The sequence below is a fragment of the Micromonospora sp. M71_S20 genome (genome assembly GCF_003664255.1).
Classification (GTDB): domain Bacteria; phylum Actinomycetota; class Actinomycetes; order Mycobacteriales; family Micromonosporaceae; genus Micromonospora.
Genome location: NZ_RCCV01000001.1, coordinates 4,336,723 through 4,354,556, shown reverse-complemented (window position 1 = coordinate 4,354,556; position 17,834 = coordinate 4,336,723). Strand labels below are relative to the sequence as shown.

Here is a 17,834-nt window from a genome sequence, read left to right as displayed (position 1 = left end):
GCCGGCCCTCCCGCCCACCGTCCGGACGCACCCGCACCCGTGGGGCCGCCGGGCGGCCCCACGCGCGCATCACCCGCCGGAGCGCCTGCGCTCACCGACCGTCCAGCGCGCGGGCCAGCCATCCGGCGATCCGCTCCACGGTGGGCCGGCGCAGCAGCGAGTAGTGGTCGCCCTCGTACTCGTGCACGGTGGTCCGGGCGCCCACGTAGCGCTCCCAGCGCGGCTGCCAGCGCGGCGACGCGGAGGCCTGGACGACGGTCACCGGCAGCTCCACGCCCTCCGGCCGGTACCCGGCCACGGCGGTGACGTGCCGGGCGAAGGTCTCCACCCGGCGGCGCACCTCGCGCACCGGCAGCGCCACCGGGGTCACCCCGGCGTCCACCAGCCACCGGCGCAGCAGCATCGTCTGCTCCTCGACCGGCAGCGCGGCGAGCGTCGCGGCCGTCGGCGCCGGGTGGTCCCGACCGAGGGACGCGGCGAGGTCCGCAGCGAACCGGGCCGCCACCGCGGCGTCGTCGCTCCCCTCGCCGGCCGGGCGCGCCTGCCCGGGCGCGGTGTCCACGACCACCAGCAGGTCGACGGCACGCCCGGCCCGCACCAGCCGGCGGGACATCTCGTACGCCAGCAGGCCGCCCATCGACCAGCCGCACAGCCGGTACGGGCCGGCCGGCCAGCGGGCGACCAGTTCGGCCAGGTACGCCTCGGCGAGCGCGTCGATGGAGTCGCCGGTGGCGTCGGCGGCCGACTCGATGCCGACCAGGTGGTACGCGGGCAGCAGCCGGGCGAGTTCGGCGTACGCGCCGACCGTGCCGCTGACCGGGTGCGGCAGGACCAGCGGCGGACGGTCCGTCGGCCCGCCGAGGTGCACCAGCGTGCCGGAGGCCGTTGCGCCCGGCCGGGTGCGCGCCGCGGGCGGCGGGGTCGCCGCCGGGACGCCCGGGGCCGGCACCGGCCGGCGCACCGGCAGCGCGTCGACGGTGGCCTGCGGGTCGGCGACGACCGCGCCCAGCAGCGCGACGAAGTCGTCGGCGACGGCGGCCAGGTCCGCCGGGTCGAACAGCTCGTCGCGCCAGGTCCAGGCCGCCACGAGCCCGCCCGAGGCGTCCGTGAGGACGTCCAGCTGCACGTCGAACTTCGCCGTGCCGGTGTCGACGTCGATCCAGGCGGTGCTCAGGCCTGCGAGCCGGGGCGGGGGCGCGGGGCGGCCCTCCACGCTGAACGCGAACTGCGAGAACGGCATCCGGCCCGGCACCCGCGCCGGACGCACCTCGTCCACGATCCGTTCGAAGGGCACCGCCATGTGGGCGTACGCCCCGAGGGTCAGCTCCCGGACCCGGTCGACCACCTCGGCGAAGGTCGGGTTCCCCGCCAGGTCGCCGCGCAGCACCACGGTGTTGACGAAGTACCCGATCCGGCTCTCGTCGGCCTCGCTCGTCCTGCCCGTCGTCGGCGACAGCACGGCGACGTCGCTGCTGCCGGTGCGCACGGACAGCAGCACCAGGTACGCGGCCAGCAGCGTCATGAACGGGGTGGCCCGCCGGGACCGGCCCAGCCGGGCCAGGGCCGTCGTCACGTCCCGGTCGAGCGGGACGTCCAGCCGCCGCCCGGCGGTCAACGCCCCGGACGCCCGGTCGCGGACGCCGGGCAGGTCCAGGTCGGGCAGGCCGGCCAGCTGCTTGCGCCAGTAGGCCAGTGCCGCGTCCGGATCCTCCGGGTCGGCGAAGTCGTCCTCGTCGTCGTCCTCGTCGTCGGGCACCGGCGGATCGAGGTCCGGCACCTTCCCCGCCCGCAGCGCGTCGTACGCCGTGGCGAGGTGCTCCCAGAAGACCGGGCGGGACCCGCCGTCGAAGACGATGTGGTGCACGGTGACCGCGAGCAGGTGCTCGGAGGCCCCGCAGCGGATCAGCACCGCCCGCAGCAGCGGGCCGTCGGCGAGGTCGAACAGCTCGTCGTGGGCCTTCTCCAGCTCCTGCCGGACCCGCTGCTCGCGGGTCGCTGCGTCCGTGGTGCTCAGGTCGACGACCGGTACCGGCACCGGCGCGCAGGGACCGATCCGCACGACCACCTCGTCGTCGACCATCGCGAAGGTGGCCCGGAGCTGCTCGTGCCGGTCCGTGACGGCGGCGAGCGCGCCGCGCAGGGCCGGCAGGTCCAGCTCGCCGGTCATCCGCACCACCGTCAGGATGTGGTACGCGGTGCTGGTCGGCTCCAGCTGTTGCAGGAACCAGAGCTGACGCTGGGCCACGGTGGCGGGACCGGTCGGCGCGGCGGGCAGCCGCTCGCGCAGCAGCCGTACCAGCAGCTGCCGGTGCTCCTCCGTTGGCCAGCCGGGCGGCGGTCGCAGCAGCGCGGCGACCGGGTCGGGCGACGGGCCGCTCATCGCGGTGCTCCTGTCTCGTCGTACGGCTGGCCGGGCCGGGTGGCGGCGGCCAGCGCTCGTCGGGCCTGGTCCTCGGTGAGCGCGGCGACGGCCTCGCGCATGCCGGCCACGGTGTCCACCCAGCCGGGCCGGCGCTCGACGCGGCGCAGCTCGCCGGCCAGGCCGACGATCGTCGGGTCCCGGAACAGGGCCGCGACCGGCAGCTCGACCTCGAACGCCGCGGCGGCCTGCGCGGTGACCTGGGTGGCGAGCAGGGAGTGCCCGCCGAGGGCGAAGAAGTCGTCGCGGACGCCGATGCCCGCGATGGAGGTGCCCAGCACCGTCGCCCAGATCCCCGCGAGCTGCCGCTGCACGGCGTCGCCGGGCGGCTCGGAACGGACGGTCGCGGAATCCGGTGCGGGGAGTGCGTTGCGGTCGATCTTGCCGTTGCGGGTGAGGGGGAAGTGGGGCAGGGCGATGATGCTGTGGGGTACGAGGTGGCGGGGGAGTGTGTGGTGGAGGTTGTGGCGTAGTTGGTGGGTGTCGGGGTTGGTGCCGGTGACGTAGGCGATGAGGTGGCGGCCGGTGGGCAGTGTTCGGGTGGTGACGAAGGCGGCTTCGACGTGGGGTTGTGCGCGTAGGGCGGTTTCGATTTCGCCGGGTTCGATGCGGTAGCCGTTGATGGCGATTTGTTCGTCGGTGCGGCCGAGGAATTCGAGGGTGCCGTCGGTGCGGAGGCGGCAGAGGTCGCCGGTGCGGTAGAGGCGGCTGCCGGGGGTGGTGGCGTACGGGTCGGGCAGGAACCGCTCCGCCGTCTGCCCCGGACGGCCGAGGTATCCCCGGGCCAGTCCGTCGCCGGCGATGCAGAGTTCGCCGGGCGCGCCGGGCGGCACCAGTCGCAGCTCGGCGTCGAGGAGGTGGACGCGGGCACCGTCGATCGGGGTGCCGAGGTCTGGCCGGTGGGTCCCGTCGGGGTGCACCGGCCCGGCGGTGGCGACGACCGCGGCCTCGGTGGGCCCGTAGTGGTTGACCAGGGCGTAGGGGGTGCGCGCGGAGGGCCGGGTGGTGAGGGCGTCCCCACCCGTGAGCAGCGTGCGCAGGGTGCTGGTGGACGGCGTGGGCAGTCGCAGGATGGCCTCGGCGATGGGCGTGGGGACGAAGGCCACGGTGAGGCCCTGCCGGTGCATCCAGTCGTGCAGCGCCGTGGGGTCGAGGCGGTGCGCGGGGTCGGCGACGTGCAGGGTGGCGCCGCTGACCAGCGCGGGCCAGATCTCCCAGACGGCGGCGTCGAAGCCGAGGCTGGCGATCTGGCCGTGGTGCTCGCCGGGGCCGCTCGGATAGGTGTCGAGGTGCCACCGGACGAGGTTGGCCAGCGCGTGGTGGGCGACCATGACGCCCTTGGGGACACCCGTCGACCCGGAGGTGTGGATGACGTAGGCCAACTGCTCGGGGTGGATGTCGACCCGGGGTGCCGCCGGGGAGGCGGAGCGGTGCGGGGTGAGGGTGACGACGCCGGGGGGTGTGTCGGTGTCCTGGGGGTGTGCGGCGATGAGGATGGTGACGCCGGAGTCGGTGATGAGGTGGTGTCGCCGTGCCGCAGGTGCGGTGGGGTCGATGGGGAGGTAGGGGGCGCCGGCTTTGAGGACGGCGAGCATGGCGGTGATGGCGGGTGCGCCGGGTGGGAGGCTGACCGCGACGGGGTGGTCGGGTCGGGTGCCGTGTCGTAGGAGTTGGTGGGCGAGGTGGTTGGACCACTCGTCGAGTTCGCGGTAGGTGATCGCGCCGTTCCCGTCGACGATCGCCACGGCGTCGGGTTGGCGTCGGGCCGTCTCCGTCACCAGCCGCGGCACACACCCGAGTTCCCCGTCCGACCATCCGGCGACTGCGGCCGTCGGCGCGCCCACCACGGTCGCCCGGGCGCCCGCCCGGTCGGGACCGTCGGGGACGGCCTCGGGCCGCCGGGCCGCGCGACCGGTCGTCGGCCGTCGCCGCCCCGCGGACACCGTCGCCAACCGCCGGCGCTGCTCGTCGGTGACGGCCTCCACCGTGGACAGGGGCCGGTCGGGGTCCGCCAGCACGGCGGCCACCAGGGCCCGGTAGCTGTCCGCCAGGTCGGCCATCGTCGCGGCGTCGTACAGGTCGCAGGCGTAGCTGAAGTACACGCCGACGGTGTCGGTCCCCACCTCCGCGTGGACCGTGAGGTCGAACTTCGCGGTTCCCGGCTCGATCGACATCGGACGCATCGTGGCGGTGTGCAGCGGCACGGGGCCGGCGGCGATGCCCGTGACGTTCCCGCCGGTGAAGACGGTTTGGATGAGGGGTGGGGTGTGGCGGTCGCGGGTGGGTTGGGTGTGTTCGACGAGTTTGTCGAAGGGGATGTCCTGGTGGGTGACGGCGTGCATGAGGACGGTGCGGGAGTGGTGCAGGAATTGGCGGAAGGTGTGGTGGGGGTGGATGTCGACGGCGAGGGGGAGGGTGTTGACGAAGAAGCCGATGAGTTTTTCGGCGTCGGGGTCGGTGCGGCCGGTGAGGGGGGTGCCGATGACGACGGGGTTCTGGGTGGTGTAGCGGTGGATGAGGAGTTGGAATGCGGCGAGGAGGATGCCGAAGGGGGTGGAGCCGGTTTGGGTGGCGAGGGTGGTGAGCGCGGTGGTGGTGTCGGGGGGTAGTTGGCTGTGGTGGATGGCGGTGGGGCCGGGGTTGGTGTCGGGGCGGGGTCGGTCGGTGGGTGGGTGGCAGACGGGTGGGGCGTCGCGTAGTCGTGCGGCGAGTTGTTCGAGGTGGTGTTGTGCGTCGGTGCTCTGCCAGTGGTGGTGTTGGCGTTGGGCGATGTCGGCGTACTGGGTGTTGAGGGGTGGTAGTGAGGGGGTTCGGTGGTGGGTGAGGTCGGTGTAGAGGTGGTCGAGTTCGTTGTGGAACAGGCCGACGGACCAGCCGTCGAGGACGATGTGGTGCCAGGTCAGGCAGAGCACGTGGGTGGTGTCGGACAGTCGTAGGGTTCGGCAGCGTAGGAGTGGGCCGGTGGTGAGGTCGAATGGTTGGTCGAGTTCGGTGCGCAGGATGTCGCGGATGTGGTGGTCGTGGTGTCGGGGGTCGATGTGGGTGAGGTCGTGGCGGGTGCGGTGGTAGGTGGGGTGGGGGTGGATGATCTGGACGGGGATGCCGTCGTGTTCGGTGAAGGTGGTGCGCAGGACTTCGTGTCGGCGGATGATCTCGGTGATGGCGGTGTCGAGGTGGTCGAGGTCGAGTTCGCCGTCGATGTGCCAGGAGGTCTGGGTGTTGTAGGCGGTGGATTTCGGGTCGAGGGTGTGCAGGAACCACAGGCGTTGCTGGGCGAACGACAACACCCGCCCCGACGACGACGCCACACCGGCCGGCAGGGCCGGGGCCGGATCCGGCTCGCTCGGTTCCCCCGCGCCGGACGCGACCGGACCGTCCTGGCCGCCGACGGCCGACGGATCGGCCGCCACCTCGTCCCGCAGGCTGTCGGCCATCGCGGCCACGGTCTGCGCCTCGAACACGATCGCCGCCGAGACCGGCACGCCGAGGGTTTCGCGCAGCCGGGCGGCGATCATGGTGGCCTGCATGGAGTGCCCGCCGAAGGCGAAGAAGTTGTCGTCCCGGCCGGGCGACCGACCGATCACGTCGGCCCACACCTGCGCCACCTGCCGCTCCAGGGCGTCACGGGGCGGCTCGCCGCGCGCGGTGAGATCGGGTGCGGGGAGTGCGTTGCGGTCGATCTTTCCGTTGCGGGTGAGGGGGAAGTGGGGCAGGGCGATGATGCTGTGGGGTACGAGGTGGCGGGGGAGTGTGTGGTGGAGGTTGTGGCGTAGTTGGTGGGTGTCGGGGTTGGTGCCGGTGACGTAGGCGATGAGGTGGCGGCCGGTGGGCAGTGTTCGGGTGGTGACGAAGGCGGCTTCGACGTGGGGTTGTGCGCGTAGGGCGGTTTCGATTTCGCCGGGTTCGATGCGGTAGCCGTTGATGGCGATTTGTTCGTCGGTGCGGCCGAGGAATTCGAGGGTGCCGTCGGTGCGGAGGCGGCAGAGGTCGCCGGTGCGGTAGAGGCGGCTGCCGGGGGTGGTGGCGTACGGGTCGGGCAGGAACCGCTCCGCCGTCTGCCCGGGCTTGTTCAGGTAGCCGCGGGTGACCACGTCGCCGCCGACGCAGACCTCGCCGGGCGCGCCGGGCGGGACGAGCTGGAGGTCGGCGTCGAGGAGGTAGATGCGGGCGCCGGCGATCGGGACGCCGAGATCGGGCCGGTGGACCCCGTCGGTGCTGACGGGCCCGACGGTGACGGCGACGGTGGTCTCGGTCGGCCCGTAGATGTTGAACAGGGTGTACGGCGCCTGCGCGGACGGTCGGGTGGTGAGGGCGTCCCCACCCGTGAAGATCGTCCGCAGGTGGCTGGTGGACGGGGTGGGCAACCGGAGGACGGCCTCCGCGACCGGGGTCGGCAGGAACGTCCTCGTGACGTCTTCCCGGACCAGCCAGTCGTGCAGCGCGGTGGGGTCGAGGCGGTCGGCCGGGTCGGCGATGTGCAGGGTGGCGCCGCTGACCAGCGCGGGCCAGATCTCCCAGATCGCGGCGTCGAAGCCGAGGCTGGCCACCTGGCCGTGGCGCTGGCCGGGGCCGGTGGGGTGGGTGTCCAGGTGCCAGTGGACCAGGTTGGTCAGCGCCCGGTGGGGGACCATGACGCCCTTGGGCGTGCCGGTGGACCCGGAGGTGTGGATGACGTACGCCACCTGCTCGGGGTGGATGTCGACCCGGGGTGCCGCCGGGGAGGCGGAGCGGTGCGGGATGAGGGTGACGACGCCGGGGGGTGTGTCGGTGTCGTGGGGGTGTGCGGCGATGAGGATGGTGACGCCGGAGTCGGTGATGAGGTGGTGTCGGCGGGTGGTGGGTGCGGTGGGGTCGATGGGGAGGTAGGCGGCGCCGGCTTTGAGGACGGCGAGCATGGCGGTGATGGCGGGTGCGCCGGGTGGGAGGCTGACCGCGACGGGGTGGTCGGGTCGGGTGCCGTGTCGTAGGAGTTGGTGGGCGAGGTGGTTGGACCACTCGTCGAGTTCGCGGTAGGTGAGTGTGCCGGTGCCGTCGACGATCGCCACGGCGTCGGGCTGGCGTCGGGCCGTCTCCGTCACTAGCCGCGGCACACACCCCACACCACCGGGCGGGACCGGAACCGGGCTGGCGGTCAACGCGTCGGCGAGCCGCTGCCGCTGGGCGGCCGTGACCGCGACCACGGTGGACAGCGGGCGGTCCGGCTCGGCCAGCACGGCGGACACCAGGGCCCGGTAGCTGTCGGCCAGCTCGGCCATCGTCGCAGGCTCGTACAGGTCGCAGGCGTAGTCGAAGAGCACCCGGATGACGTCCGGCTCCAGCTGCACCTGGACGGTGAGGTCGAACTTCGCGACCCCCTCGTCGATCGGCAGCGGCGTCATCGTGGCGGTGTGCAGCGGCGCCGGATCGGTGCCTTCCATGGTCGTGAAGACGGTTTGGATGAGGGGTGGGGTGTGGCGGTCGCGGGTGGGTTGGGTGTGTTCGACGAGTTTGTCGAAGGGGATGTCCTGGTGGGTGACGGCGTGCATGAGGACGGTGCGGGAGTGGTGCAGGAATTGGCGGAAGGTGTGGTGGGGGTGGATGTCGACGGCGAGGGGGAGGGTGTTGACGAAGAAGCCGATGAGTTTTTCGGCGTCGGGGTCGGTGCGGCCGGTGAGGGGGGTGCCGATGACGACGGGGTTCTGGGTGGTGTAGCGGTGGATGAGGAGTTGGAATGCGGCGAGGAGGATGCCGAAGGGGGTGGAGCCGGTTTGGGTGGCGAGGGTGGTGAGCGCGGTGGTGGTGTCGGGGGGTAGTTGGCTGTGGTGGATGGCGGTGGGGCCGGGGTTGGTGTCGGGGCGGGGTCGGTCGGTGGGTGGGTGGCAGACGGGTGGGGCGTCGCGTAGTCGTGCGGCGAGTTGTTCGAGGTGGTGTTGTGCGTCGGTGCTCTGCCAGTGGTGGTGTTGGCGTTGGGCGATGTCGGCGTACTGGGTGTTGAGGGGTGGTAGTGAGGGGGTTCGGTGGTGGGTGAGGTCGGTGTAGAGGTGGTCGAGTTCGTTGTGGAACAGGCCGACGGACCAGCCGTCGAGGACGATGTGGTGCCAGGTCAGGCAGAGCACGTGGGTGGTGTCGGACAGTCGTAGGGTTCGGCAGCGTAGGAGTGGGCCGGTGGTGAGGTCGAATGGTTGGTCGAGTTCGGTGCGCAGGATGTCGCGGATGTGGTGGTCGTGGTGTCGGGGGTCGATGTGGGTGAGGTCGTGGCGGGTGCGGTGGTAGGTGGGGTGGGGGTGGATGATCTGGACGGGGATGCCGTCGTGTTCGGTGAAGGTGGTGCGCAGGACTTCGTGTCGGCGGATGATCTCGGTGATGGCGGTGTCGAGGTGGTCGAGGTCGAGTTCGCCGTCGATGTGCCAGGAGGTCTGGGTGTTGTAGGCGGTGGATTTCGGGTCGAGGGTGTGCAGGAACCACAGGCGTTGCTGGGCGAACGACAACACCCGCCCCGACGACGACGCCACACCGGCCGGCAGCACCAGGACCGGATCCGGCTCGGCCCGGACGTTCTCCTGCCCGGCCGCCACCTCGTCCCGTAGCCGGTCGGCCATCGCGGCCACGGTCTGCGCCTCGAACACGATCGCGGCGGAGAGCGGCAGCCCGAAGCGGTCGCGCAACCGGACGGCGACCATCGTGGCCCGCAGCGAGTGCCCGCCCAGGGAGAAGAAGTTGTCGTCCCGGCCCGGCGACCGGCCGAGCACCTCCGCCCACACCTGCGCCACCTGCCGCTCCAGGTCGTCGCGGGGCGGCTCGCTGACCCGCTCCGCCGGTGCGGGCAACGCGGCCCGGTCCAGCTTGCCGTGCGGGGTGAGCGGTAGGCCGGCGAGGCGGACCCACGCGGCGGGAACCATGGTCGCGGGCAGATGGCGCGCCGCGTGCTCGGCCAGCGTCGCGTCGTCCGGACCGATCTCAGGCACGACGTACCCGACGAGCCGGGGACCGGCCGTGCCCTCGTGCAGACGGACCGCGGCGGCCCGCACGCCCGGATGACGCAGCAGCACGCTCTCGATCTCGCCCAGCTCGATCCGGTGGCCGTGCAGCTTCACCTGGTCGTCGACCCGACCGGCGAAGTGGTAGGTGCCGTCCGGTAGCTGGCGCGCCAGGTCGCCGGTGCGGTAGAGGCGGCTGCCGGGCGGCCCGTACGGGTCGGGCGGGAAGCGTTCGGCGGTCAGGGCGGGACGGTCGTGGTACCCCCGGGCCACGCCCGGCCCGCCGATGAACACCTCGCCGAGGCTGCCGGCGGGCACCGGGCGCAGGTCGTCGGTGAGCAGCCGGATGGCGGCGCCCGCAGCCGGATGCCCGAGCGACGGCGGGCCGTCGCCCTCGACCGCCACCTCCCCGCTCATGGCCAGCACGGTGGCCTCGGTGGGGCCGTACAGGTTGACGGTGGTGAACGTGTGCTCGGGGCGGGGGCGGGCGAGCAGCTGCTGGCCCCCCGCGCCGAGGATGCGCAGTGCCCCGGCGGGCGGCGTCGGCCGGGTCAGCACGGCCTCGGCGAGCGGGGTGGGCAGCGTCGCCGAGGTGATCGCGTGCGCGGCGAGCCAGTCCACCAGCCGGTCGGGGTCGACCCGGGTCTCGTCGTCGGGCATCCAGAGGCTGGCGCCGGCCACCAGCGGCGCCCAGATGTCCCACACCGACGCGTCGAAGCCGGGGGAGAACAGGTGCAGGCAACGGTCGTCGGGACCGAGACGCTCCGCGTCGGCGCGCCACCGGGCCAGCCCACGCAGCGAGCCGTGCTCGACCATGACCCCCTTCGGGAGGCCGGTGGACCCGGAGGTGTAGATCACGTAGGCGAGGTCGCCCGGGCCGATCGGCACGGCCGGCGGGCGGTCGGGGTACGCGGCGAGCGCGGCCCGGTCGTCGTCGAGCAGGACGACCGGGGTGCCGGGCGGCACCAGGTCGGCCCGGACCAGCGACCGTACGGTGACGAGCACCCGAGCCCGGGAGTCGGTGAGCATGTGCCGGACCCGCTGCGGAGGGTAACCGGCGTCGATGGGCAGGTACGCGGCGCCGGCGGTGAGCGCCGCCAGCACGCTGACGATCCCGTCGACACCGCGGGGCAGCAGGACGGCGACGAGGTCACCTCGGCGTACCCCGGTGGCCCGCAGGTGCCGGGCCAGCCGGTTGCTGCGTGCACGCAGCTCCCCGTAGGTGACGAGGGCGTCGTCCGTACCCAACGCCAACGCGGCGGCGGGATGCCGGACGATCGCCTCATGGACGAGGTCCGCGTGGTGTGGTTCGCCCCCGGCGGGCTCGCCGGGCGACCGGGCGGGGACGGGGTACGCTGACCAACCGCTTTCCTTGATCATGATGCGCCGGATGCTGCCAGCGCGGCACGCCCGTCGTCAATGGAAACGGGCCGGGCTAGGGGCTCTCCGGGCCGTTGTCGGGGCTGGCCGGCCGCCCGCCGGGCCGGGGTCCGGAGCGGCCCGCTCGCGGGGCGACGGGTCGCCCGGCTCGCCCGCCCGGTGGCTCACCTCGACAGGCGGTCGACGGCCTCGGCGGTGCTGACCACCTCGCCGAGCTGCCCCAGCGTCTCCAGGCTCGCCCGGTGCGCCTCGTCGGTCGCGGCGGTGCACGCGTCGGAGACCACCACCGGCCGGTAGCCGTGGTTGACCGCCTCGAACGCGGTGCCGGTGACGGAGAGGTTGGTGGCGACGCCGGTGAACAGGACGGTGTCCACGCCCCGGCGGCGCAGCACCGTGTCGAGTTCGCTGCCGAAGAAGCCGGTGAGCCGGACGTGGGTGATGACGACGTCGCCGGCCTCCGGCGCGAGTTCGTCGACGATCCGGGCCCTGGGCGCACCCTCGAGGAAGGCCTGCCGCTCTTGGATCATGGCGAAGCTGGGCGTGTTGGGGATGAGGTCCGGATATCCGGGCCGGTGCGCGACCCGCGTGTAGACGACGAGGCCGCCACTGGCGCGTACCGCCGTGGCGACCTGCGCCGCGTACGAGGCGACGCGGTGTCGGGAGACCTGCTCGGCGAAGAACGGACCGAACACCCCGTCGGGACTGACGACCTCGTGCTGCCAGTGGACGCCGACGACGGCGGTCCGCATCGGGTCGAGTTTTCGCATCGTCCCTCCCGTCACGGGGCGGAGAGTTGCTGCGGCGCCGGCTGGTAGCCCTGGCCGCCCGCGCTGGCCGGCCCTCTGCCGTACGCGTCGAGGCGCCCCCACCGCCCCGGAATGTCGAGCAGCGCCACGAAGTCGAGACTAGCGGGCAGAGCGGGCCTGATCACGAGGTCTTCGCCGACCGGTTGCAGCCCGAGCATCGTGCGCAACAGCAGCAGGGTGGCCCCGGCGGACCACGCCTGCGGGCTGCACGCGGTGGGATAGTTGACCGGATACTTGGTCTCGGACCGGCTGTAGCCCGCGAACGCCTCGGGCAGCCGGCCGTCGTAGAAGACCGCCGCGTCCAGGATCCCGGCGGCGATCCGGGCCGCCTCGTCGCCGTACCCGTAACGGCGCAGGCCCCAGGCGATGAACGAGTTGTCGAACGGCCAGATCGTCCCGACGTGGTACCCGATCGGGTTGTAGCGGCCCGCGGTCTCGGCCAGCGTGCGCACCCCCCAGCCGCTGAACAGCGGGGGCGACATCAGGTGCCGCGCCAGGGCGGCCGCCTTCGGCTCGTCGACGATGCCGCTCCACAGCAGGTGGCCGATGTTGGAGGACAGGGCGTCCACCTGGCGGCCGTCACCGTCGAGCGCGAGGGCCATGTACTCGCCGTCGGCGACCCAGAAGTCGCGGTTGAAGCGTTGCCTGAGGTCGGCGGCCTGCCGTTCCAGCCGGTCCGCGTACTCCGGGTCGTTCCAGATCGCGCGGGCGAGCCGGGCGGTGCGCATCTTCGCGTCGTACGCGTACCCCTGCAACTCACAGGTCGCGCGGGGGAAGCCGGGCAGCCGCCCGTCCTGATACGAGATGCCGTCCCAGGAGTCCTTCCAGCACTGGTTCTCCAGGCCGTTGCGGGTGTTGCGCCGCTCGTAGGAGATGTAGCCGCTGCCCGTCAGGTCGGCGTAGTTGTCGATCCAGTCGATCGCCGCCCGCGCCTCCTGCTCGACCGAGCGGACGAGCGCGGCGTCGCCGGTCCAGCGTTCGTACTCGTCGAGCAGCACCAGGAACAGGGGAGTGGCGTCGGCGCTGCCGAAGTAGGGCGTGTGCGGGGTCTCCTCGAACACGCTCATCTCCCCGTACCGCATCTCGTGCAGGATCCGGCCGGGCTCCTCCTCCCGGAAGTCGTCGACCCGGCTGCCCTGCCGGAACGCGAGCACCTTGAGGGTGGTGGCGGCGAGGTCGGGCGCGAACGGCAGCGCCTGGAGGCTGGTGAGGATGCTGTCCCGGCCGAACAGGCTCATGAACCAGGGCAGGCCGGCGGCCGGCACGCTCCGGTCCTCGGCGAGGAAGGGGCTGAACCGCAGCGCGGCCAGGTCGATGAGGCTGCGCCGGTACGCGCCGCGCAGGGGCTCGAAGTCGGATTCCAGCCGGGGCGCCTCCGCCAGCCAGTCCTTGAGCCGACGCTCCTTGTCGGGGGTGCGCGCCCGCCCCGGGATCGTGAGCCGCTCCAGCCCTCGTGGCATCGGGAGGTCCGGCTCGGCGGTCAGCCTGGTCCGCCACGTGCTGTGCGGTTCGAGATGGACCCTGAGCGTCAGCCCGTCCTCGTCCAGTTCCGCCGGCGTCGTCGCGGAGACGATCGTCTCCCGCCTGAACCGCTCCCGCTGGTAGCCGAGGACGAGGCGTCCGTCGTCGACGCGCCGGTAGTGCCGGCCCTTCTTCCGCGCCGTCGCGTCCTTGACCTCGAAGATGTCCGCGAAGTCGGCGTCCACCTCGACCCGGACGGTCAGGTCGACCGGCCGGCCGTCGTGGTTGATGATGCTCAGCTCCTCGTGCAGGCCGGCGTCGAGCGTGTGCACCCGCCGCACCGAGAGCGTGCTGTTGACGTAGACGTCCTGGTGGCCGGGGACCAGGTAGAAGCGGTTCTCGAAGTAGTGGATGTCGTCGATGGCGAGGGTGCTCAACCGCTCCCCGTCGATCGTCAGCACCCACTTCGACAGCAGGCGCGTGTCGTGGGCGAACAGGCCGAGCGGGGTGTCGGGCGACGGGACGATGTCGCCCGCCCGGTCACAGACCACGAAGGTCGTGCCGTCCAGGATGCCCACCTGGTCGTCACCCATGGCCGCCTCCCCGGTGACGCGTCGACCGGGACGTGGGCGGCGGCGGAAACAGCTTCCGGACGGTCGCGAAGAGCCGGGGGCTGCCCGCCACGGACGCCTCGCCGCGCAGCACGGTGGTCAGGAAGTACGCCTCCCCGCTGGCGATCCGGTCGAACACCGCCCGGTCCGCCTCGACGACCGCGTCCCCGCCGGTCGTCTCCTCGGTGACCCTGATGTCGCCCTTGTCGATGGAGACCAGCCAGTGGTCGGTACGGCCTTCGCGGCTGATGTCGAAGCGCACGCTGCCCTCGTCGATGCTCCTCAGCCGGCGGTCGTGCCCACGGCGCGCGAGGCCGTGGAAGAAATCCTGGGTGGCATCCGCCATCGCGATCCCTCCTCACCGGCCACCATTCCCCGGAAACGCCGCTACCGCCTCACCCGGAGAAGGTGAACTTCGCCGACGCGGCGCCGCCGGGCCGCGCTCGCCGCCGGCCGGCCCTGAACCGCCCCGCCCTGGTGCGTGGGGCGGCCCGGCCGACACCCGCCCCAACGCCCGGCATCGCCACTAGCCTGGGACCCGATGGATCCCATCCAGGCGACGCTGCTCGTCGCCGCCGGTGTCGCCACGGGTGCCTTCAACGCGGTCGCGGGCGGCGGTTCCCTGATCGCCTTCTCGGCGCTGATCGCCGCCGGCATACCGCCGCTCACCGCCAAGCTGACCAGTACCGTCGCCGTCTTTCCCGGCAACGTGGCCAGCGTCGCCGGAGGATACCGGGACCTGCCGCCCCGCGGGGACGTCCGGCGTGTCCTGCCCGCGGCGGTCGTCGGCGGCGTCGCCGGGTCGGTGCTGCTGCTGGTGACGCCGAGCCGCGTCTTCGACGCGATCGTGCCGTTCCTGGTGATCGCCGCGTCGGCCGTCCTCGGTCTGCGGGGCCGGCTGGACGGCCTGGCCCGGCGCTCCGTCCTGCGGCACGGGCGGGAACACCCGGCGGCCCTTCAGGTGTCCGTCGCCCTGAGCGGCGTCTACGGCGGCTACATCGGCGCGGGGTTCGGCATCGTCCTGATCGCCGGCCTGGCGCTCCTGCAGCGCGAACCGCTCACCCGGACGGTCGCCTTCAAGAACCTGCTGTCGGCCGTCATCTCGTTGACGGCGGTGGTGCTCTTCGTCCTCTTCGGCACCGTCAACTGGGCGGGCGTGGCGATCCTGGCCCCGGCCACCGTCGTCGGCGGCTACGTCGGGGCACGGCTGCTCCGCAGGCTTCCCGGTGGCCCGCTCAGGGCGGTGGTCGTCGCGTTCGGGGTGGCCTTCGGGCTGTTCCTGCTGGGGCGCAACGTCCTGTAGACGGCGCGCTCCCGCCAGGCCGACGGCAGGAAGATCGACCCCGGCAACGGGACGGGCCCCTGCCGTCCGCGCGGATGGCAGGGGCCCGTCCCGGTCCGGTCAGGTCAGCGGGACCTGGCGGGCGAGCGCGGCACCGTCGGCCTCGAAGGCGGCCAGGACCGAGGTGGGCGTGCCACCGGCGACCGGCACCAGGACGGTGACCGGGCGGCCGGAGCGCACCTGCACCGAACGCTCACCGAGCGACCGGTCGCCGTCGGCGGTGTGCAGGTACACCGTGCCGGCGCGGTCGGCCCGGACGGTCACCTGCACGCCACCGGCCACCTGCCGCTGGCCGGTCAGCCGCAGCGCCCGCTCGGGCAGGCGGGCGACGGCGGCCGGAGCCACGCCGTCCACCGCCGACTGCGCGATGGTCTGCGGGCTGTGCACGCTGCGGGCGGCGGTGTCCGGGAAGACCGGGGCGCTGGGCTGCCGCTGGGCCGGGGTGAGGCCGGGCAGGGTGACCAGGCCGTACCGGTACGGGTCGGCCCGGACGCCGGTGAAGGTGGACCAGCCCAGCCGCGACTGGGAGCTGAGGTCCTGGGTGTCCGAGTCGTACACCAGCACGTTGAAGCCCATCCGCGCCGGGTCGATGGCGTCGGGCAGCACCGCGAACGGGATGCGCGCCTCGATGGTGTAGCCGGCGTACGGCGCGGTGACCTTGCTGACGACGGTCATCCCCGGGGCGGTCGTGGCGCCCGGTCCCTGCCGGTTGTCGGCGTCGCGCTGCCAGCACGGCGGGTCGCCGCTGGCGGGGTCGTCGGTGACCGGGAAGATGCCCGCCTTGAACACGGTGGAGGTGTCCGTCGAGTTCCCCTTCGGGTCGACGATGATCTCCACGCTGTCGGTGCGCCGCTGCCGCTTGCAGTCCTGCGGCACCACCTTCTTGCCGAGCACGTCGTCGGTGACCTGCACGAACACGACGAGCGCGTCCTCGGTGAAGGCGATCCGGCCGGTGGCCGAGGCGTCCTGCCCGGTGGTGGCCTGCCCCTCCCAGATGCGGGACAGGTCCAGCTCCTCGCCGGGGTACTCGCCGGGGGAGGCCACCCCGTCGACGGCGTGGTCGTGCCCGGCGTGCGGCACCTCGCTGGTCGGCACGATCTCCAGGGCGCCGGTCTCCACGGTGCTGCCGGCGGCGCTGGTGGTGGTGATGGTGATCCCGTAGTCGCCGCCGTCGCCACCCTCGTTGGCGGTCGGCAGGCTGGCGTCGCTGTTGGTGACGGTGAAGGTGACCGCCCCCGTGGCGCCCGGCGCCAGGGCGGCGTAGCTCTTCGTCGCCGCGTCGGCGGTGAAGCCGGCCGGCAGACCGAGGGCGACCGTGCCGCTCTGGGCGGTCTCGCCGTGGTTGCGCAGGTCGACCCGGACCGTCCGACTCTTGCCGGAGCCGATGGTCAGCACCGGCTTGATCAGGGTGTCCAGCTGCGGGTAGCCGCTGTCGCCGGCCCAGGTGCGGAACAGCCCCACCTCGGGCAGCGGCTCCAGGGTGCCGCGCACGTCGGCGACCACCCGGACCGCGCGGTCCGTACGGCCGGTGCCCTGCCCGGTGGTCAGGGACGCGCCGACGAGGTGCTGCTCGTTGGTGTCGGCGCCGGCGGGAACGGTCACGGTGAAGGTGACGGTCCGCTCCTTGCCGGCCGGTACGGCGCCGCGCACGGCACCGGAACCGACGGCGGTCCAGCCCTGCGGCAGCCGCAGCGAGACCCGGGGCGAGGTGAGTGCCCGGTTGCGAGGCGCCCGCACGTGCGCGGTGACCTCGACGCTCTGCCCGGGGGCGAGGTCGAACCGGTCGGCGGTCAGGTAGAGCTCGGTGCCGCCGGGCAGCCCGCCGGCCGCCGGGGGCAGCACCGAGCCGCGCAGGATCGCCTCGGGGGAGGTGTCCGCCGGGTCGTACGGGACGCGGCTGTCGACAAGCGTGTAGAAGTCGCAGCGGATCTTCGCCGGGTCGGTGGGGGCGGCGGCGGTGTTGGCCCAGCCCTGGGTCACGTAGTCCCGGCGGGCGTCGACCTCGACCTCGGCCCAGGTCTTGCCGCCGGCGCTGCGCGTGCCCTCCCAGACGCCGAACACCTGGTCGGTCGGGACGGCCGGCACGAAGCCGGTGGCGCACTGCGGCCCGGTCGACGAGCTGCCGGTGCCGCCGGTACGCAGGAACTTCGCCGCCCGGAACGGCTTGAGCCCCTCCTTGGTGACCTGCTCGGGGAAGGCCTTCGGGTCGGCGGCGGCGTGGAACGCCTCGGCGGCGAAGCGGGCGGCCTGCTGGTGGTTGCCGTGGTTGCCGGGCGTGGGCGACGGGTTCATCGTCATGACGATCTCGGGCCGGGTCTGCCGGATCACCCGGACGATCTGGGCCAGGGTGTCGTCGTGCCCCCAGATCTGCTCCGACAGGGGCGCGGATGCGGTGTACCAGAAGTCGACGCGGTCGAGGTTGTACAGGTTCTCCACCCCGGCGCGGCCGATCGCGGTGCGCTCCTCGCGCTCGCGGATGATGCCCAGCGGCGGCCCCTCCTCCAGGCCGACGGCGTTGCCGCCGCCCTCGCCGCGGGTGATCGTGACGACGCCGGCCTTGGCGCCGTGCTTCTCCTTCCACTGGCCGAGGGTGGCGAGGCTGCCGGCCTCGTCGTCGGGGTGTGCGCTGACGAAGAGGACGTCCAGGTCGACGGCGTCGGTCGGCCGGGCGTCGGAGGGGGCGGCGAGGGCCACGGCCGGTGTCCCGGACAGGGCCAGGGCGAGCGCCGTGGGTAGCAGGAACGCCTTGAGACGCATGCAGATCCTTTCGCGTGACGCGAGGTCCGCGCAGCGGCCGGCGACGTCGGACGCGGGGCGTCGACGTGGGGTCGCGGTCGGACGGTGAGAGGGCGGGGCAGG

General features: G+C 73.1%; 7 protein-coding genes. 1 reads left to right on the top strand and 6 read right to left on the bottom strand.

Annotation, left to right across the window (positions count from 1 at the left end; translation table 11 throughout):
* Nucleotides 1-91: 91 nt before the first annotated feature.
* The 5 genes from DER29_RS18720 to DER29_RS18700 form a co-directional block, all read right to left on the bottom strand.
* The gene (locus DER29_RS18720) at nucleotides 92-2,380 is read right to left on the bottom strand and encodes a condensation domain-containing protein (protein ID WP_121398502.1); all 2,289 of its coding nucleotides are present in this window, start codon (nucleotides 2,378-2,380) and stop codon (nucleotides 92-94) included.
* On the bottom strand, nucleotides 2,377-10,755 hold the full coding sequence (locus DER29_RS18715; protein ID WP_121398501.1) for a non-ribosomal peptide synthetase: 8,379 nt from the start codon (nucleotides 10,753-10,755) through the stop codon (nucleotides 2,377-2,379). Before DER29_RS18715 ends, DER29_RS18720 begins: the two co-directional genes overlap by 4 nt.
* 164 nt (nucleotides 10,756-10,919) lie before the next feature.
* A complete protein-coding gene (locus tag DER29_RS18710; protein ID WP_121398500.1) occupies nucleotides 10,920-11,522 on the bottom strand; it encodes a cysteine hydrolase in 603 nt (200 codons plus the stop codon).
* Nucleotides 11,523-11,533: 11 nt separating this feature from the next.
* Complete coding sequence (locus tag DER29_RS18705; RefSeq protein WP_121398499.1) at nucleotides 11,534-13,615, bottom strand: glycogen debranching N-terminal domain-containing protein; 2,082 nt, start codon at nucleotides 13,613-13,615, stop codon at nucleotides 11,534-11,536.
* A complete protein-coding gene (locus DER29_RS18700; protein WP_121398498.1) occupies nucleotides 13,608-13,979 on the bottom strand; it encodes an SCP2 sterol-binding domain-containing protein in 372 nt (123 codons plus the stop codon). The genes DER29_RS18705 and DER29_RS18700 overlap by 8 nt, the downstream gene beginning before the upstream one ends.
* 195 nt (nucleotides 13,980-14,174) lie before the next feature.
* Here DER29_RS18700 and DER29_RS18695 point away from each other — a divergent pair, with 195 nt between their 5' ends.
* Nucleotides 14,175-14,936 (top strand): sulfite exporter TauE/SafE family protein, encoded by a 762-nt coding sequence (locus DER29_RS18695; protein ID WP_121398497.1) that lies wholly within the window; start codon nucleotides 14,175-14,177, stop codon nucleotides 14,934-14,936.
* Between the two features lie 99 nt (nucleotides 14,937-15,035).
* Here DER29_RS18695 and DER29_RS18690 read toward each other — a convergent pair whose 3' ends face one another.
* Complete coding sequence (locus DER29_RS18690; RefSeq protein ID WP_121398496.1) at nucleotides 15,036-17,732, bottom strand: PIG-L family deacetylase; 2,697 nt, start codon at nucleotides 17,730-17,732, stop codon at nucleotides 15,036-15,038.
* Nucleotides 17,733-17,834 lie beyond the last annotated feature (102 nt).

What these genes read in the sequence shown, in the direction of transcription:
- DER29_RS18705 (WP_121398499.1), bottom strand. Translation starts at nt 13,615, where the DNA reads ATGGGTGACGACCAGGTGGGCATCCTGGACGGCACGACCTTCGTGGTC.
- DER29_RS18700 (WP_121398498.1), bottom strand. Translation starts at nt 13,979, where the DNA reads ATGGCGGATGCCACCCAGGATTTCTTCCACGGCCTCGCGCGCCGTGGG.
- DER29_RS18710 (WP_121398500.1), bottom strand. Translation starts at nt 11,522, where the DNA reads ATGCGAAAACTCGACCCGATGCGGACCGCCGTCGTCGGCGTCCACTGG.
- DER29_RS18690 (WP_121398496.1), bottom strand. Translation starts at nt 17,732, where the DNA reads ATGCGTCTCAAGGCGTTCCTGCTACCCACGGCGCTCGCCCTGGCCCTG.
- DER29_RS18720 (WP_121398502.1), bottom strand. Translation starts at nt 2,380, where the DNA reads ATGAGCGGCCCGTCGCCCGACCCGGTCGCCGCGCTGCTGCGACCGCCG.
- DER29_RS18695 (WP_121398497.1), top strand. Translation starts at nt 14,175, where the DNA reads ATGGATCCCATCCAGGCGACGCTGCTCGTCGCCGCCGGTGTCGCCACG.
- DER29_RS18715 (WP_121398501.1), bottom strand. Translation starts at nt 10,755, where the DNA reads ATGATCAAGGAAAGCGGTTGGTCAGCGTACCCCGTCCCCGCCCGGTCG.